Consider the following 15,355-nt stretch of genomic DNA (forward strand, 5'->3'; position numbering starts at 1 on the left):
CGGCGGTCCAACGACTATGTGTGGAGCGATCAATCAGTACTGCTGATGAATCATGGCGTACGGTCGAGAGATGAGCCGCACGTTCGACATCGTCCCCCTGCGGTCGTTGGCTGCCGTCGCCGCGACCGGCGGGGTGAGTCGAGCGGCTCAGTCGTTGGCGCTGACGCAGTCTGCCGTGAGCCAACACCTGCGGCGACTCGAACGGGAGGCCGGCACCGCGCTCGTCCGCAAGGAGGGTCGTGGGATCGCCTTCACCGCCGCGGGCGAGGAACTCCTCTCGCATGCCAGGGCGATCCTCGCGGCCCACGACGCCGCCGTGTCCCGGTTCACCGCCGAGGTGAGCGACACGATCGTCATCGGCGCAGCTCAGAACAGTGCCGCCGTGGTGCTGCCACTGATCATGAGCAGCTTGCGGGAGGGTTTCCCCGGGGCGGAGGTCCGTTTCCACCTCGACCGCAACGCGACGGTCCGGTCCATGCTCGACTCGGGGCGGGTCGACGTCGCCGTCACCACCCGGGTGGCCCCGGAGATGACCCCGCGCGCCGACGGGTTCCGACTGCGCTGGCTGTGGTCGGCTCACTGTCCGCAGCCGTCGGCGGACGAACCCGTGCCCATCGTCGCGTTCTCGGCGCCCTGCACCTTGCGGCAGCCGAGCTTCGACGCGTTCAGCGGCACGCCGGGCGGATGGCACGTCACAGCGGAGGTGAACGATCTCGCAACCGGATTGGAAGCGGCCCGAGCCGGGGTCGGCGCGATGCTCGTCCCCGTCCTCGACCGTCTGCCCGACGGACTGGTCGGGCTCGACGGCGCACCGACGCCGCCCGCGATCCAACTGGGCGTCGCCTACACCGAGCGGACCCGCGCCGACGTCCGGGAGACGGTCACCGCGGTGATCGGCGAGCATCTCGGGACCGATCGCGTGGAGATGCTGCACAATCGAAGTTTTCCGATGCCAGCCTGAACAGCCGAGGGAGTCGCCATGATCAGCGTGTTCGATCTGTTCTCGATCGGAATCGGTCCGTCGAGTTCGCACACCGTCGGGCCGATGCGTGCGGCGGCCGAGTTCGCCGCATCCGTGGCCGACGACCCGCGCGTGGCACGGGTGGACGTCGGCCTGTACGGATCGCTCGGCGCCACCGGCCGTGGACACGGATCGGACCGAGCGGTGGTCCTCGGGTTGGAGGGCGAACGCCCGGAGGACATCGACCCCGCCGTCGTCGACGCCCGGTTCGACGCCGCGAACGCGTCTGGAACGCTTCGCCTCGGCGGTGTGCGCACGGTGGCGTTCGAGGTGGGACTGATCGCCGACCGCAGTCTGCCCCGTCACCCGAACGGCATGCGGTTCAAGGCTTTCGACGACGACGGGAACGTGCTCCGCGAGACGACGTCGTACTCAATCGGCGGTGGATTCGTCGTCGGCGACGAGGCGGAGGTCCCCGACACCACCGTGGTCCCGCACCCCTTCCGAACCGCCGTCGACCTCCTCGACTGCGCCGACCGGACCGGCCTGCCGATCAGCGGCGTGATGCGCGCCGACGAGGAGGCCCGCCGCTCGCCCGCCGAGGTCTCCACCGGGCTGCGGCGCATCTGGGACGCCATGCAGCGCTGCATCGACACCGGCCTGCACACCGAGGGGATGCTCCCCGGCCCCCTGCGGGTCCGGCGGCGCGCCGGGACTCTCCGCGCGAGACTCGACGCGTCGCCGTCCGACGATCCGCTCCGCCACATCGACTGGGTCACGGCGTTCGCACTCGCCGTCAACGAGGAGAACGCCGCGGGCGGCAGGATCGTCACCGCTCCGACGAACGGCGCCGCGGGGATCCTGCCCGCCGTCCTCGCCTACTACATGCGGTTCGTGCCGGGCGCCGAGTCCGGCGACTGCGAACGATTCCTGCTGACCGCGGGCGCCATCGCGGTGTTGTTCAAGGAGAACGCGTCGATCAGCGGCGCCGAGGTCGGGTGCCAGGGCGAGGTCGGCTCGGCCTGCTCGATGGCCGCCGGGGCGCTGTGCGAACTCCTCGGCGGTTCCCCGTCGCAGGTGGAGAACGCCGCCGAGATCGGAATGGAGCACAACCTCGGTCTCACCTGCGATCCGATCGGCGGACTCGTGCAGATCCCCTGCATCGAACGCAACGCGATGGCCGCGGTCAAGGCGATCACCGCCGCGCGGATCGCACTCAATCAGGACGGCCCGCACGTGGTCAGTCTCGACCGCGTGATCGCCACGATGCGCGAGACCGGAGCCGATATGAGCGACAAGTACAAGGAGACGTCGCGCGGCGGTCTGGCCGTCAATGTGATCGAGTGCTGAGAATCGCCGATGTCATCCGTTCGACCGGTCTAGGGTCGCCACCATGACCGAATCCGAAGTACGCGAAGGCTTCTCGACGCTCAGGGCAGGCGGGCTGCACTGGGACGCGTTCCCGCTGCGACTGTTCACGAAGGGCAACGGGAAGACGTGGGACCCGGCATCGCTCGACTTCGGTCGGGACGCCGCCGACTGGGCGTCCCTCGACGACACCCAGCGCCGGAGCGCGACGTACCTCGTCGCCCAGTTCGTCGCGGGCGAGGAGGCCGTCACACAGGACATCCAGCCGTTCATGTCCGCGATGGCGTCCGAGGGCCGCTTCGGCGACGAGATGTACCTGTCGCAGTTCTGTCTCGAGGAGGCCAAACACGCACAGGGCTTCCGCCTGTGGATGGACGAGGTGGGCCTCGTCGAGGACCTCCACCCGTACGTCGCCGAGAACCCCTTCTACCGCCAGTTGTTCTACGACGAGCTGCCGCAGTCGCTGCGCCTGCTGGCGTCCGATCCGTCTCCGCTCAATCAGATCCGCGCGAGCGTCACCTACAACCACGTCGTCGAGGGGTCGCTCGCCCTGACCGGCTACTACGCGTGGCAGAAGATCTGCGTCGACCGCGGGATCCTGCCGGGCATGCAGTCGCTGATCTCGCACATCGCTGACGATGAACGCCGCCACATGGCGTGGGGAACGTTCACCTGTCGTAGGCACGTCGCCGCTGACGACTCACTGTGGGAGGCCGTCACCGAGCGGATGGGCGAGCTGCTGCCGATGGCCCTCGGCATGATCACGTGGGTGAACGAGCAGTTCGACGCCCCGCCGTTCGGGATCGACAACACCGAGTTCCTGACCTATGCCGCCGACCGCGCTCAACGACGCCTCGGCGCCATCGAATCGGCCCGGGGACGGCCGGTCGAGGAGATCGACCTCGACTACTCGCCCGCCACCCTGGAGGACACCTTCGGCGACGAGGACCGTGCCGTTCTCGGCCGCTGATCGCTCCCGGTCAACGCGGTTTCGCCTCGTCCCGTTCAGGTGCCGAGCACCTCACGCGTCGGCGTTGCCCGCCTTCCACACCTTCCACGGGACCGCCCAGTCGCCGTAGGTGTCCCAGACGGGGAGTTCGTCGCCACCCGAATTGGTGATCTCGACGACGTCGCCGAGGCGGAACGTGTCGTACATCCACTGCGCGTCCGCCGGGCTGAGGTTCACGCAGCCGTGCGACACGTTCGCCGATCCCTGCTGACCGACCGACCACGGCGCGGCGTGGACGAACTCGCCGTCGTTGGAGATCCGGAGGTTGTCGAAGACGGTCTCCCGGTAGTAGCCGGGCGAGCCCTGGCACACGCCGTAGCTGCAGGAGTCCATGACGACGCTCGCCGCACGCTCGGACACGACATGGATGCCGCGGTGCGACGGGGTGCTCGGCTCGCCGAGGCTCATCGGCATGGTCCGGACCAACTGGCCGTTGTGGAAGACGGTGAGCTGCTCGGTGCTGCCGTCGGCCTTGGCGATCCACGAGTCGCGGACGTGGTAGTCGACAGCGTTGTCCTCGGCGCCGTAGACGCCGTCGCCCAGGTCGACGCCGTACACGTCGGCTTCGATGTGGATCTTGGTGCCCGGCTTCCAGAAGTTCTTGGCGCGGTAGTGGACGCTCTGATCGTCGGTCCAGTACCAGGCCCCCGGCTGGCTCGGGGTGGTCGTCACGCTCAGGTGCTTCTCGACCTCGGCTCGATTCTTGACCGGCTTGGTGAACTGGAAGACCATCGGCTGCCCGACGCCGACACCGTCGTCGTCGACCATCTCCGGCGCGGGCACGACGTTGGCGTACGCGGTGTCGTCCGGGGTGATGGTCGTGACCGTGAACGTCTTCTTCGTGTGCTTGCCGTCGGTGTTCACCGCATCGGCGGTCACCGTGTACGTCCCGCCGTAGCCGAGGTCTTGGGTGGTGTGCCATTCGGCTCCGCCCGCCGACGACTCGCCCTTGACCTGCTTGCCCTTCTTGTTGGTGACGGTCACCTTGGCAAGACTGCCGAAGCCCGCGCGCACGCTGATCGGGGTGGTCGGGTTGATCGGCTTGGTCATGGCGCCGTCGAGGATGACCGTCGCGGCCGGAGCCGGATCGGGGGTCGAGCTGCCGTTGCCACCGCACGCCGCGGCGAGGAGCGCGACGGACACCAGTCCCGCGGCGGCGAACGCCCGTGCCGATCGGCGCATCACCGATCACCGTCCACGGCCGCGAGAACGCCCGCGGTGGTCGCGGTCGCCGCCGCGGTGACGGCGAGGACCGACGGCCACGCACCGATCTTCTTGGCGAGCGGGTGCGACGCGCCGAAGGCTCCGAGGTAGGCGGCGGCGAGGCCGCCGGTGACGGCTGCGCCACGGCTACGCCACGACAGCCCCGCCCCGACTCCCGCGGCGGCGAGCAGCACTCCGCCGAGTTCGCGGCGGCCGGTGTAGCGGGCGGCTGCGTACCCGCCGATGAGTCCCGCGGCGACCAGCGGGACCGATGAATCGATCGTCATGCGAACATGCTACGCGCGAAATTTACTAGAACACGTTCTATTCTGGTGTCATGGACGTGACATACGAGTCGACCAAACGCGAGCTCACCACCGATCAGGGCATCATCCGCTACCACGAAGCGGGTGCCGACAACGACGACGTGCTCCTCCTCCTCCACGGCAGCGGCCCCGGTGTCACCGGATGGCGCAACTACCGCGGCAACCTGGAGTTCTTCGCCCGGACGCACCACTGCTACGTCATCGAATTCCCCGGATTCGGCGTCTCCGATCCGGTCGACGGCCACCCGGTCCTGACCGCGGGCGCATCGGTGATCCGCTTCATGGACGGCCTCGGAATCGACAAGGCCGCTGTGATCGGAAACTCGATGGGCGGTGTGGTCGGAATCAACCTCGCGATCAAGCACCCCGACCGGATCGCGAAGCTCGTCACGATCGGCGGCGTCGGCCCGAACATCTTCAGCCCGAGCCCGTCCGAAGGCATCCGCCTGCTGCAGGAGTTCACCGACGCCCCGGACCGAGACAAGCTCATCCGTTGGCTGAACTCGATGGTCTACGACCGTGCCGTCGTCACCAACCAGCTCATCGAGGAGCGGTGGGAGGCCGCGATCAATCCGGAGGCCGCCAAGACCGCGGGCATGATGTACGGCTCCAAGGCGTTCGAGATGATGCAGCAGTTCATGGCGAACTCGCCGAACCCGCCCTACTGGGCGTCGATGCACATGGTGAAGTGCCCCACCCTGCTCACGTGGGGCCGCGACGACCGCGTCAGCCCACCCGACATGTCGATGGTGCCGATGCGCCTCATCCCCGACGCCGAACTGCACATCTTCCCCAAGTGCGGACACTGGGTGATGATCGAGGCGAAGGACGCCTTCGAGTCGTCCGTCGCCGCATTCCTCGCACGCCGAGCCTAGAACGCGTTGATCACGGCCCGCCCCGCGAGATGCGGGTGCGAGGTCGTGATCCACGAATCGAGCTGTCCGCGACCCGTCATCAGCCGCAGTTCGGCCGTCTCACCGCAGAACGTCCGGCCCATCCGCTGGACGCACGGGCGAGGTCGATGGGTCCCGTCCACGACGAGGGTCGCCGACTTCGCGCCGGAGGCGCCACGCGCGCCGCGCCAGTGCACCGTCACCGTGACCGAGCACACGCCGGGGCCCCCGAGACGGTACAGATCTGCGGCGACGTAGACCGTCGCCCTGCCGGGCGTCATCGGATGGGTCGACACGGTCCCGCGCACGACGCCGCCGCACGCCGGGCCATCGGCGAGCGTGTAGGTCGGGGAGTACCGCACGGTCGTCGACGCGGCCGCGTGTCCGGGCGGGACCACCAGAGCGGCCCCGACCACTGCGAATCCGATCCCTGCGACCAGGGCGTGTCTACCGGTCATGGCGGTCCTCCGAGCCTCGCACTGTGAGGGTTACATCGCCGTCCGACCACCATTTGTTAGCTATGTCACAATCGTGTCGGTACTCGTCGCAGACCTGCTCCCGAAATCGGTCTTCTCATCGCCTCTCGACGGCACATCGCCACCGAGAGTCGATGAGAAGACCGATTTCAGGAAGCTCAGCCGCGGGCGGCGATGATTGCCGGGGTCATGACGGCCGCAAGGTCGGCCGCGACGTCGAAATCGGCCTCCGGAGGCATCGACACGTAGCTGATCGCCAGGCGCGTGATCATCCGCGCGATCCGGCCCGACGCGTGCGCGGGCATCCGGATCCACGACTCCCGCAGGCTGACGTCCAAACGCGCCGACGCCGACTCGATGAGCGGGGCCGAATCGGTGGTGATCAGTTTGAGCAGGTCGGGCTTGGCCTCGCCGCTGAGCAGCGACGCGATCATCGGGTCCTGTCCGGCGCTGGAGAAGAACCCGGCGAAACCCGCCGTCAGGGCGCCCTCCACGTCTCCCGGCATCGATTCGAGAGCCGCTTCGATCTCCGTCGTGAACTGCTCGACGAGGCGAAGCGCATACGCCTGAGCGAGACCGTTCCGCGACGAGAACTCGTTGTAGACGGTCTGCCTGCTGACGCCGGCGTGCTTGGCTACGTCGCTCATCGTGACCTGCGCCCAGTCCTTGACGCGCAGCAGGTCGCGGAGGCCGTCGAGCAGCGACGTGCGCAGCAGCAGCTTGCTCGCCGCCGCGTACGTCGTGCGGTTTCTCGTCGGTGCGCTCACACCGTCGAGCCTAGCGCTGCATCGATCTCCGCCCGGCACGCCCGGGCGGCCGCCGCCCGCCCCACGGTGACCGCTCCGACGAGACGACCGTCCTTGCTGACACGGACGGTGGCGTCGTTCTCGGCGAGCGATCCGTCGATCTCGACGTCGCCACCCGCGGGCCAGCCCACGGTCTGGATGTTCACTCCGTACTGAATGGTCCAGGCCCGAGGCACGTCCCGGAACGACGGCGCCTGCTCACCGGTGAGCGCTGCCAGCACCGCCGTCGCGACGGCCTTGCCCTGGTCGGTGGCCCCGAACCAGTGTCCCCCGGCGGACGGTTGCCCGGTCAGCAGGTCTGCGGGCGCCGCCGCATCACCGGCCGCGTACACGTCGGACGCGCTCGTCGCGAACGTGTCGTCGACGACGATTCCCGCGCGGGCGGTCTCGATCCCCGCCGCCGCGGCGAGCGCGACATCCGGTGTCATGCCGACGGCCGCGACGACCGGGCCGACGATCCTCGAGCCGTCGGCGAGCACCACCTCGTCGGCAGTGGCCGACGTGACCGCACTGTCGAGATGCAGAGTCACGCCATTGCTGCGGTGCAGATCGGCGAACCACTCCGACACCGAGACCGGGACGACCCTGCCGAGGAGCCTGTCGGCCGCCTCGATCACGTCGACGTCAAGGCCGCGTGCGGCGGCCGACGCGGCGAGTTCGAGTCCGATCAGTCCGCCTCCGACGACCGCCACCCTGGCCGCCTCTTCGACGGAGCGTCGGACGTCGAGAGCCTCGTCGAGCGTGCGGATGGTCGCGACGTCCGGGCCGAGCCAGCCGGGCCGCGCGGCGCTGCCGCCGGTCGCCAGGATCAGTGCCCGATAGCTCAGATCACGACCGTCGCTGCAGGTCACCGTGTGCCCGTCGGTGTCGATGGACGTGACCGTGACACCCGACCTGAGGTCGATGTCTCGTTCGGTCCACGACTGCGGCTTCTGCAGCGCGATCTTCTCCGGCGACAGGTCGGCGGCGAGGAGGTCCTTGGTGAGCGCCGTCCGACGGTACGGATGCTCCGGTTCGGCCGCGATCAGAGTGACCGGCCCGTCGTAGCCGCCGGAGCGGAGGGTGACGGCCGCGGTCGCGCCCGCCGTCCCTCCTCCGACGATGACGACGCCTGCTCCGGCGGTCATGGCCGCGCGACCTCGACCATCTCGAAGTCGGCCTTGGCTGCGCCGCAGTCGGGGCAGCTCCAGTCGTCGGGGATGTCGTCCCAGCGGGTGCCGGGCTCGATGCCGTCCTCGGGCCAGCCCTCGGCCTCGTCGTACTCGAATCCACACTGCATGCAACGGAAGAGTTTGAAGTTCATGTCAGGCTCCAATCGGGAGGAAGTCGATCTTGTCTCGGACGCCGCAGTCGGGGCAGTTCCAGTCGTCGGGCACGCTGGCCCACGGGGTCCCGGGCGCGTAGCCCTCACGCGGGGCACCGTCGGCCTCGCGGTAGACGTACTCGCAGTTGGGGCAGCGGTACGCCGTGGCGGCCGGACGATCGAGCACGGCGACCGCGGTGTCCTGCGCGGCGGCCGGGGCCTGGGCGCGGGCGGCCTGTCCGTACCGGGCGAGGAGCTTGGCCTCCTTGCCGGGCTGCAGATTGGCGCGGGTGAGGTCGCCGTCGTAGTGCTCGATGACGCGCTTGTCCATGATCTTGCGCCAGATCGGCGGGAAGTACGCGATGCCGATCATGCTGGCGTAGCCGCTGGGCAGGTTCGGCGCCTCCTCGAAACTGCGGAGCGTCTGGTATCGACGCGTCGGGTTCGCGTGGTGATCACTGTGACGCTGCAGGTGGTACAGGAAGATGTTGGTGCAGATGTGGTCGCTGTTCCAGCTGTGCGACGGGGTGCAGCGCTCATAGCGACCGCGGGCGTTCTTCTGCCGGACGAGGCCGTAGTGCTCGAGATAGTTGACGGTCTCCAGCAGCGAGAAACCGTAGACGGCCTGCAGGACCATGAAAGGCAGGATCTGCCAGCCGAAGACGGCCGCGAGCACGCCCCACAGGACGATCGACATGACCCACGCGTTGAGAACGTCATTGCTCCGGTGGAACACCGACTTGTCGATCTTCTTGAGACGGTTGGCCTCGAGTTCCCACGCCGACTTCAGGCTGCCGTAGACACTGCGCGGCAGGAACGACCAGAAGGTCTCACCGAAGCGCGAGCTCGCCGGGTCTTCGGGGGTGGCGACGCGGACGTGATGACCGCGATTGTGCTCGATGAAGAAGTGACCGTAGAACGTCTGCGCGAGGGTGATCTTCGACAGCCAGCGCTCGAGCGACACCTTCTTGTGGCCGAGCTCGTGAGCTGTGTTGATGCCGATGCCGCCCATGACGCCGATCGACAGCGCGAGACCGATCTTGGAGACGATGCCGAGCGATCCGCCGTCGACGCCGAGCCAGCTCAGGTCGCCGAAGCGGCCGTTCGGACCCGCGGTCCAGAGGTAGGCCGCGAAGATCAGGCTGGCGAACTGGAACGGGATGTACGCGTACGTGCAGTACCGGTAGTACTTGTCGTTCTCCAGCTGCTCCATGAGCTCGTCCGGCGGATTCTGGCCGTCGGGACCGAAGAAGACGTCGAGGATCGGGAGCAGGACGTAGAGCAGGATCGGGCCGATCCACCACCAGACCGGCGACACGGTGCCGAGCCACGCCCAATCGAGCTTGTCGCCGCCCCAGTTCATCAGCGCGATGAGTCCGGTCGCGATGAACACAGCGGTCGGGGGGATCAGGCCGAGGAGCCAGAGGTGACGCTTCTTGTCGCGCCACTCGAGTGCTTCGACGGGGCTGTCGTCGAGGGTCGGGTTCGCCATGTCTACCTCCTGGTCGGGCGAGCTTGTGATGTTGACATTAGACGTTGATACGTCGCCTGTCTATACATACACAGAGATTTGTAAAGTGCTCGACTTCACAAACGACAAGCGAACACGTGGTTACTATCGGCTGCATGGGCTACACGCGATTCGTCGCCATAGGCGACTCACAGACCGAAGGGATGTGCGACGGAGACGATTCCGCCGGCTACCGCGGCTGGGCCGATCGCCTCGCGGACCGTCTGGCCGTCCACAATCCGGGCCTTCAGTACGCCAACCTCGCGATCCGCGGAAAGAACACGAGAAACGCGCGCGAGGAACAACTCGGACCGTGCCTCGCCCTGCGGCCGGACCTGATCGCGGCTCCACTCGGCATGAACGACGTGATCGGTCGGGCCGACCCGGCGATCGTCCGCGCCGACCTCGACTTCATCTACCGTCGCCTCGCCGAATCCGGTGCGACAGTGGTGATCTCGACGTTCCCGGACGTGGCCCGGACCATCCCGTTCGGCCGGACGGTCGAAGAACGACTACTCCTGCTCAACGACATGATGCGCGAGTTCGCGGCCACCTACGGCTTCGTCCTCGTCGACCTGTACACCGCACCCGTGCTCACCGATCTGCGTTCGTGGGCGCGAGATCGCCTCCACGCCTCACCGGCGGGCCACGACCGGTTCGCCGCGGGCGCCGCCTACGCGCTCGGCCTGCCGGGGAGTTCCGCCGACTGGGGCCACGCGCTTCCGCCCGCCTATGCACCGAATCCGGTGGTCCGCGCACTCGGCGACGCCCGCTGGATGGTCGAGTTCTTCACCCCGTGGATCATCCGCAAACTCCGCGGCCGTTCCCTCGGCGACGGCCGGGCGCCGAAACGACCGGAGCTCACACCGGTGATCGCGCCTCAAGCGCTGCGGTAGTCGACGCGGGTCGTCAGCTCGTCGCGGCACGCGAAGTAGTCGTCCCCCTGCGACGCCGCCCGGACCGTCACCCGCGAGTCGCCGCAGACGATCTGCGACTGCCTGGCCCCGACCAACAGCTTCCACATCCCGGTCTGCGAGTCCTCGACGTCACGTGGACCCGGGACGGGAACCAGCCGTCGCCCGTCGAAGGTGTACACGCCGAACCACGCGTGCGTGCCGTCCGAGCCGCGGCCGACGACCACTTCCGCACCGGGCCGGTCGTCGAGGTCGTACAGCGCGACATCGCTGGTGACGGCTTCGGAGTAGACGTATTGAGCGCGCGGGACGACGGCCGATGCCACTCCCCTGCCGTCGCCGAACACGACGCGCAGTTCCGCGCTTCCGTCGACGCCCTCGACGACGGCGATTCCCTGCAGCGCGCCGCCGTCGGCGACGGAGCCCGCTCCGGCTCGGGTGCACGAGGGTCCGATCGCCCCGCACGGGTCGACGACGCGCGGTGTGGATCGGGAGGCCTCGCCGGGCGAGCACGCCGCGAGCGTCGCCGCAGCCACCGCGATCACCGCAGTCGTACGCACGATCACCATCGGCCCTCCCTGATGCAAGCACGCTACCGAATCTCACGAGCGAACTCCGACTAACCGAGCAGATCGGCTACCGTTCATCACGGAGCCCGGATGGGCCGGAAGGGGACATTCATGGCCGCGAACATCTTCAGCGACTTCTTCGAACACAGCGACCCCGACCTCGTCGACAACGCGGATACTCGACGACGGGCCCTCTACGCGATCGATGCCAACATCCTGATCAACTTGTACCGGTACAGCGACGACACCGCGGATCAGTACATTCGAGCACTCGGACAGATGCAGAGCAGCCTGTTCGTTCCACACCAGGCGATCAAAGAGTTCTGGGCCAACCGCGACCACGTGCGGAAGGGCGTGCACCACAGCGAGGCGAAGGGCAAGATCGAGTCTGCGAAGAAGGTCCTGATCAAGTCGTTCCGGGAGTGGTCCATCCGGTCCAATGTCTCGGTCGACTCGACATCGTCCGAGCTTGTCGGTGGTATCGACGAGGCCGTCGCCGCAATGATGGCGCACATCGATGCCAGCAGCTCCAACCACGCGGAAGGCGTGACCGACGCGATCATCGCGGGCCTGAACGAGGCTATCGGCGACCGCGTCGGCGAACCCCCCACGGCCTCACAACGAGACAGCCTGCTCGCCGAGTTCAACAACCGAGTGAAGGCCGGAAAGGACACTCCAGGCGCGGCCGACATCGGCAAGGGCGACGACCGCTCGGCCGGTGACTTCATCTTCTGGACTCAATGCCTCGACGAAGTTCAACGCCTCCGCAGCGGCGCAGAGGGCCCGCTCGATCTCACCATCGTCACCGACGAGGTCAAAGAAGACTGGGTCCGCCCCTCGGCCCCGGGCTCCGCCAAACGTGCACGTCTGGGACTGGTCAGGGAGTACTACGACCGGACGGGCGGCACGTTGAGACTGGTCGACCGCAGCGGAATCCTCGAAATCGCGATGTCCCAGTTCGGAGCTGACGTCACCGACGCCGCGCGCGAACAGGTCGACAACGTCGCAGACTCGATCGGCACCGAGTGGACGAAAGAGATAGTCGAGTCATACATGAACGTGCTGTGGAATCTTGGCAGCGCTCCTCAGCTCAAGCTCCTGATCGCGGTCGCTGTCGCAGTGCACGAGTTCGAGTGGACCGGAATCTGGAAGGACGACGCCGCGAACCTCGTCGACCGGACCAGCCTGCAAGGTTTCACGGGCGCGTTCCAGACGCCGTTCAAACGGCAGGGGTTTCAGGACCTCAACTCGACCGGAGTGTCCGATCCTCCGATCACCCTCGACTGGTCCACTCAATCCTTCGAGATGAGCGACGACAGCGTCGCAGCCGTCATCGTCGACGTCTGTGGTGAGGACGAGGACTACACCCGTTTGGCAAACGAGGCGCGCGATTGGATCCGTTCCGGCGTCGACCTGACCCCCGAGGGAAGCTGAGGTCTCGTGGGCGAACCCTACGGTGACAGCACACAGTTCTTGGTCCTCCTCGCCGATGTCACGGCCGATCACCGCATACTCTCCTCTCCGGGATGGCAACCGGGACCGCTCCCGATCACCTATTCCAGTCACGAGGGGCGGTCGACGACGACAACCGCTGACACACGCGGGACGAACTTCCCGTCTTCGATGAAACGGCACCTCTTCGACACCGATTTCCGGGGCCATTGCACGATGCCGCCGGTCTCGATGGAGTCGCTCGGGCTGCCCGATGCTTCGCTGGTCGCGGCCGAGTTGACCCTGCTCGACACCTCCGACACCGTGCTCGCGGACCAGACTCGCGGCGTCGTCACGCTGCACATCGCGATCGACTCCGCTGATCCGGGCGACGTCGCGCTGGCGGTCAAGATTCTGTCCAAAGACCGCGGGGACAGCGCGACGAGCCCTCGCGGCGCCCGACTGCGCGAATGGCTCAGACACGCCCCTCCACCGCTCGGCGATCCGGACGCTCTCGGTGACCATTGGCTGCAGACGCCCCGCGACAGTGCCGAGCCGGGTTCCCCATACATGTCCAGGCTGTCGGTGTATCCGATCGCGCTAGCCGAGAGACCTTCGACGGGGGATTCCGGCACCACAACCGTCCGCGACGGCGCTCACGGTGTGTCCGACGATGGGCAGCACCGCAGTCTCCAACTGCTGAGTACGCTCCCGACCGGTCAACGAGTCGACTCGACACGACATCGTTCCGACGAGAGCATCCGGAGAGACGCAGACGGGGTCATTCATCTGTCGAGAGACTGGTCCGCGCTCGTCAAACTGAGCGGCACATCCTTCGTCTTACACAGCGAGACGAGCTCACCTTTCAGGCCACTCGCGCCGATCTATATGCGAACCCTCTACTCGGACGCCCTCGTCATCGGAAGGCTGCAGTCGGCTGCACTCAGCGCCCTGGAGGATGCTGTCCAGCATGCTCGTCAAGCGACGATCGGCGAACGCTCCGGAACCGAACTCCTACGGCGTGTGAATGCGATCGACGAAGCCTGGGTGGTGCTGCAGTCTCGGTACTGGATCCGCGTCGGCGATGCCGTCGGACAGTCGATGAAGTTCACTTCCGCCTATCGCGACGCCATGCAGCTCACCACTCACGCCTCCGAGCTGAGCGACGGCCTTGCGCACTTCACTCGCATCGCGGAACGTCGGGTGAATGTGGCGAGCGCCGAGAGCGAACGGCGAACGACGTCCGCGTTGAACGCGATCGCCTACGTCGGGCTTCCGGTCTCCATCTCTTTCGCAGCGAGCGAATTCACTCCGGGCGACCCGAGCTGGATCAGGTTCGCCGCGATCCTCGGGATCACGTTCGTGTTGACTGCCACGATCTGGTGGGGTTTCCGCAGCTATACGAGCGAGCCCCGCCGCGAGGAGTAGTGCGCCCTACGCGGGCAAACGCCCCTCGGCGACGTCGAGCACCCACTGCTCGGGTTCTTCGCCTTGCAGCCGGGCCACCTTCACCAGAATGTTGGCCGCCGACTGGCGTGCGCGGCTGGTCCGACCGGCGAGAATGAAATCGGCGCCTGCGCGTTCGCGCGCACTCCGTTCAAGACGTGCACGCTCCTCGGGAGACGTCATGACTGTTCACCTCGGCCCGTGTCACTGGACGATCTACGCGCCCTCAGATTAGCAGTCGCGGCCAGGATCCCGATCTCACTAGAGGTCACCAGAGGCGACTCCGTGAGCGCTTCCAGAACTGCAAACCCCAGTTCACTGGACGCGTCGTCGCCCTCGTGGGCTTGCTCCGCCGCCCACTGAAACCGTCGCCACCACTCGGCTCTCGCGTCGAAGCGATCACGGTGCATTCGGTCCGCGGCCTCCGATCGTTGCCGCTGCAACAGTGTCCCGACCACGCCGATCGACGCGAGTACACCGACAACCAGCGTGACCCAGGCCTGTGGCGTCATCATGAGTCCACGTCGAACGGGGCTATCCGCTCCAGGTCGGCAACGATGCGCCGCAGCGCCTCTGGAACTGGGTACAAGGTCCGTTCGGCGGCATCGTGACTGCGGATGGCTCGTCGCAAGTACCGCGCACTGCCACACATCTCCCGGTAGGCGTCGACAAGCTCGTCATCCTCCATCGACGGTGCACGTTCCGGCATCCACCGATGGACCCGCGCTTCCCGATCCCAATCATGCTGGTCGTGGAGCGCCGTGCAGATGCCGACGATCCTCGCGAAGGACGGATCGCCCACGAACAGACTCCACTGCGATACGTGCCCCAGGGTCTCGACACGCGGCGAGAATCGCATCATCCGCGTCAGCCACTCCTTCGCCGATCCACCCTCGTCGCGCGCGAGTTCACCGGCGATCGTGGGCCACTCCCACACCGGAGCCCGGGCGGCCCGACGCAAGGCCAGCCGCAGCTTCGGCGAGGCGTCGTGCCGCCTCTTCGGTGCGGTCTTCTTCCGTGGCATGTCGTCCCCCTTCGACACCACGAGGATCGCACCGAAGAGGCGGAATCGTCGAGGACGAATTCCACAGGCTTTGACCTGCGGAGACGACGAAGCGGCCCCGGTGGATCTCTCCACCG

Annotated in this window: 17 protein-coding genes; 7 read left to right on the forward strand and 10 right to left on the reverse strand. The window is 67.2% G+C overall.

Going from position 1 to position 15,355, the window contains the following annotated elements:
- The first annotated feature begins 70 nt into the window (after positions 1-70).
- From GYB83_RS10170 to GYB83_RS10180, 3 genes are read left to right on the forward strand one after another with little or no spacing between them, the layout of a single operon-like run.
- Positions 71-961 carry a LysR family transcriptional regulator gene (locus tag GYB83_RS10170; RefSeq protein ID WP_228461368.1) on the forward strand — a complete coding sequence of 297 codons (891 nt, stop codon included), beginning with the start codon at positions 71-73 and terminating at the stop codon, positions 959-961.
- 18 nt (positions 962-979) lie between these two features.
- The gene (locus GYB83_RS10175; protein WP_161895368.1) at positions 980-2,311 is read left to right on the forward strand and encodes an L-serine ammonia-lyase; all 1,332 of its coding nucleotides are present in this window, start codon (positions 980-982) and stop codon (positions 2,309-2,311) included.
- A gap of 43 nt (positions 2,312-2,354) precedes the next feature.
- Positions 2,355-3,299, forward strand: a complete 945-nt coding sequence (locus tag GYB83_RS10180) for a R2-like ligand-binding oxidase (protein WP_161895369.1) — start codon at positions 2,355-2,357, stop codon at positions 3,297-3,299.
- Positions 3,300-3,350: 51 nt separating this feature from the next.
- On the opposite strand, the gene GYB83_RS10185 is transcribed toward GYB83_RS10180, so the two are convergent.
- Positions 3,351-4,520 (reverse strand): L,D-transpeptidase, encoded by a 1,170-nt coding sequence (locus GYB83_RS10185; RefSeq protein ID WP_161895370.1) that lies wholly within the window; start codon positions 4,518-4,520, stop codon positions 3,351-3,353.
- Entirely contained in the window at positions 4,520-4,828 is a 309-nt protein-coding gene (locus tag GYB83_RS10190) for a hypothetical protein (protein ID WP_161895371.1), read from the reverse strand. Before GYB83_RS10190 ends, GYB83_RS10185 begins: the two co-directional genes overlap by 1 nt.
- A gap of 50 nt (positions 4,829-4,878) precedes the next feature.
- Between GYB83_RS10190 and GYB83_RS10195 the strand changes: the two genes are divergently transcribed.
- The gene (locus GYB83_RS10195; RefSeq protein WP_161895372.1) at positions 4,879-5,742 is read left to right on the forward strand and encodes an alpha/beta fold hydrolase; all 864 of its coding nucleotides are present in this window, start codon (positions 4,879-4,881) and stop codon (positions 5,740-5,742) included.
- On the opposite strand, the gene GYB83_RS10200 is transcribed toward GYB83_RS10195, so the two are convergent.
- The 5 genes from GYB83_RS10200 to GYB83_RS23965 all read right to left on the reverse strand — a co-directional run bounded on the left by GYB83_RS10200 (position 5,739) and on the right by GYB83_RS23965 (position 9,837).
- Positions 5,739-6,218, reverse strand: a complete 480-nt coding sequence (locus tag GYB83_RS10200; RefSeq protein WP_161895373.1) for a hypothetical protein — start codon at positions 6,216-6,218, stop codon at positions 5,739-5,741. The two genes, GYB83_RS10195 and GYB83_RS10200, sit on opposite strands and share 4 nt — an antisense overlap.
- Before the next feature lie 176 nt (positions 6,219-6,394).
- On the reverse strand, positions 6,395-7,003 hold the full coding sequence (locus GYB83_RS10205) for a TetR/AcrR family transcriptional regulator (RefSeq protein ID WP_161895374.1): 609 nt from the start codon (positions 7,001-7,003) through the stop codon (positions 6,395-6,397).
- Entirely contained in the window at positions 7,000-8,169 is a 1,170-nt protein-coding gene (locus GYB83_RS10210) for an NAD(P)/FAD-dependent oxidoreductase (RefSeq protein ID WP_161895375.1), read from the reverse strand. The genes GYB83_RS10205 and GYB83_RS10210 overlap by 4 nt, the downstream gene beginning before the upstream one ends.
- Complete coding sequence (locus tag GYB83_RS10215) at positions 8,166-8,345, reverse strand: rubredoxin (RefSeq protein WP_008377101.1); 180 nt, start codon at positions 8,343-8,345, stop codon at positions 8,166-8,168. The genes GYB83_RS10210 and GYB83_RS10215 overlap by 4 nt, the downstream gene beginning before the upstream one ends.
- A 1-nt stretch (position 8,346) precedes the next feature.
- On the reverse strand, positions 8,347-9,837 hold the full coding sequence (locus GYB83_RS23965) for a fatty acid desaturase (protein ID WP_161895376.1): 1,491 nt from the start codon (positions 9,835-9,837) through the stop codon (positions 8,347-8,349).
- 134 nt (positions 9,838-9,971) lie between these two features.
- Here GYB83_RS23965 and GYB83_RS10225 point away from each other — a divergent pair, with 134 nt between their 5' ends.
- A complete protein-coding gene (locus GYB83_RS10225) occupies positions 9,972-10,751 on the forward strand; it encodes an SGNH/GDSL hydrolase family protein (protein ID WP_161895377.1) in 780 nt (259 codons plus the stop codon).
- Here the strand turns inward: GYB83_RS10225 and GYB83_RS10230 are convergent.
- Positions 10,736-11,338, reverse strand: coding sequence for a hypothetical protein (locus tag GYB83_RS10230; RefSeq protein ID WP_161895378.1), 603 nt, complete (start codon positions 11,336-11,338; stop codon positions 10,736-10,738). The two genes, GYB83_RS10225 and GYB83_RS10230, sit on opposite strands and share 16 nt — an antisense overlap.
- A 111-nt stretch (positions 11,339-11,449) precedes the next feature.
- Between GYB83_RS10230 and GYB83_RS10235 the strand changes: the two genes are divergently transcribed.
- Positions 11,450-12,772 carry a PIN-like domain-containing protein gene (locus GYB83_RS10235; protein WP_161895379.1) on the forward strand — a complete coding sequence of 441 codons (1,323 nt, stop codon included), beginning with the start codon at positions 11,450-11,452 and terminating at the stop codon, positions 12,770-12,772.
- Positions 12,773-12,961: 189 nt separating this feature from the next.
- Complete coding sequence (locus GYB83_RS10240) at positions 12,962-14,197, forward strand: hypothetical protein (protein ID WP_161895380.1); 1,236 nt, start codon at positions 12,962-12,964, stop codon at positions 14,195-14,197.
- Between the two features lie 6 nt (positions 14,198-14,203).
- On the opposite strand, the gene GYB83_RS10245 is transcribed toward GYB83_RS10240, so the two are convergent.
- Entirely contained in the window at positions 14,204-14,398 is a 195-nt protein-coding gene (locus tag GYB83_RS10245) for a hypothetical protein (protein WP_161895381.1), read from the reverse strand.
- A 328-nt stretch (positions 14,399-14,726) separates the two neighbouring features.
- Positions 14,727-15,239 carry a hypothetical protein gene (locus GYB83_RS10250; RefSeq protein WP_161895382.1) on the reverse strand — a complete coding sequence of 171 codons (513 nt, stop codon included), beginning with the start codon at positions 15,237-15,239 and terminating at the stop codon, positions 14,727-14,729.
- Positions 15,240-15,355 lie beyond the last annotated feature (116 nt).

The sequence above is a fragment of the Gordonia spumicola genome (assembly GCF_009932475.1).
Lineage (GTDB): Bacteria > Actinomycetota > Actinomycetes > Mycobacteriales > Mycobacteriaceae > Gordonia > Gordonia spumicola.

Coding starts and splice junctions, on each gene's coding strand:
- GYB83_RS10215 (WP_008377101.1), bottom strand. CDS start 8,345: ATGAACTTCAAACTCTTCCGTTGCATGCAGTGTGGATTCGAGTACGAC.
- GYB83_RS10185 (WP_161895370.1), bottom strand. CDS start 4,520: ATGCGCCGATCGGCACGGGCGTTCGCCGCCGCGGGACTGGTGTCCGTC.
- GYB83_RS10210 (WP_161895375.1), bottom strand. CDS start 8,169: ATGACCGCCGGAGCAGGCGTCGTCATCGTCGGAGGAGGGACGGCGGGC.
- GYB83_RS10250 (WP_161895382.1), bottom strand. CDS start 15,239: ATGCCACGGAAGAAGACCGCACCGAAGAGGCGGCACGACGCCTCGCCG.
- GYB83_RS10245 (WP_161895381.1), bottom strand. CDS start 14,398: ATGACGTCTCCCGAGGAGCGTGCACGTCTTGAACGGAGTGCGCGCGAA.
- GYB83_RS10190 (WP_161895371.1), bottom strand. CDS start 4,828: ATGACGATCGATTCATCGGTCCCGCTGGTCGCCGCGGGACTCATCGGC.
- GYB83_RS10200 (WP_161895373.1), bottom strand. CDS start 6,218: ATGACCGGTAGACACGCCCTGGTCGCAGGGATCGGATTCGCAGTGGTC.
- GYB83_RS10235 (WP_161895379.1), top strand. CDS start 11,450: ATGGCCGCGAACATCTTCAGCGACTTCTTCGAACACAGCGACCCCGAC.
- GYB83_RS10175 (WP_161895368.1), top strand. CDS start 980: ATGATCAGCGTGTTCGATCTGTTCTCGATCGGAATCGGTCCGTCGAGT.
- GYB83_RS10195 (WP_161895372.1), top strand. CDS start 4,879: ATGGACGTGACATACGAGTCGACCAAACGCGAGCTCACCACCGATCAG.
- GYB83_RS10240 (WP_161895380.1), top strand. CDS start 12,962: ATGAAACGGCACCTCTTCGACACCGATTTCCGGGGCCATTGCACGATG.
- GYB83_RS10180 (WP_161895369.1), top strand. CDS start 2,355: ATGACCGAATCCGAAGTACGCGAAGGCTTCTCGACGCTCAGGGCAGGC.
- GYB83_RS23965 (WP_161895376.1), bottom strand. CDS start 9,837: ATGGCGAACCCGACCCTCGACGACAGCCCCGTCGAAGCACTCGAGTGG.
- GYB83_RS10225 (WP_161895377.1), top strand. CDS start 9,972: ATGGGCTACACGCGATTCGTCGCCATAGGCGACTCACAGACCGAAGGG.
- GYB83_RS10230 (WP_161895378.1), bottom strand. CDS start 11,338: ATGGTGATCGTGCGTACGACTGCGGTGATCGCGGTGGCTGCGGCGACG.
- GYB83_RS10170 (WP_228461368.1), top strand. CDS start 71: ATGAGCCGCACGTTCGACATCGTCCCCCTGCGGTCGTTGGCTGCCGTC.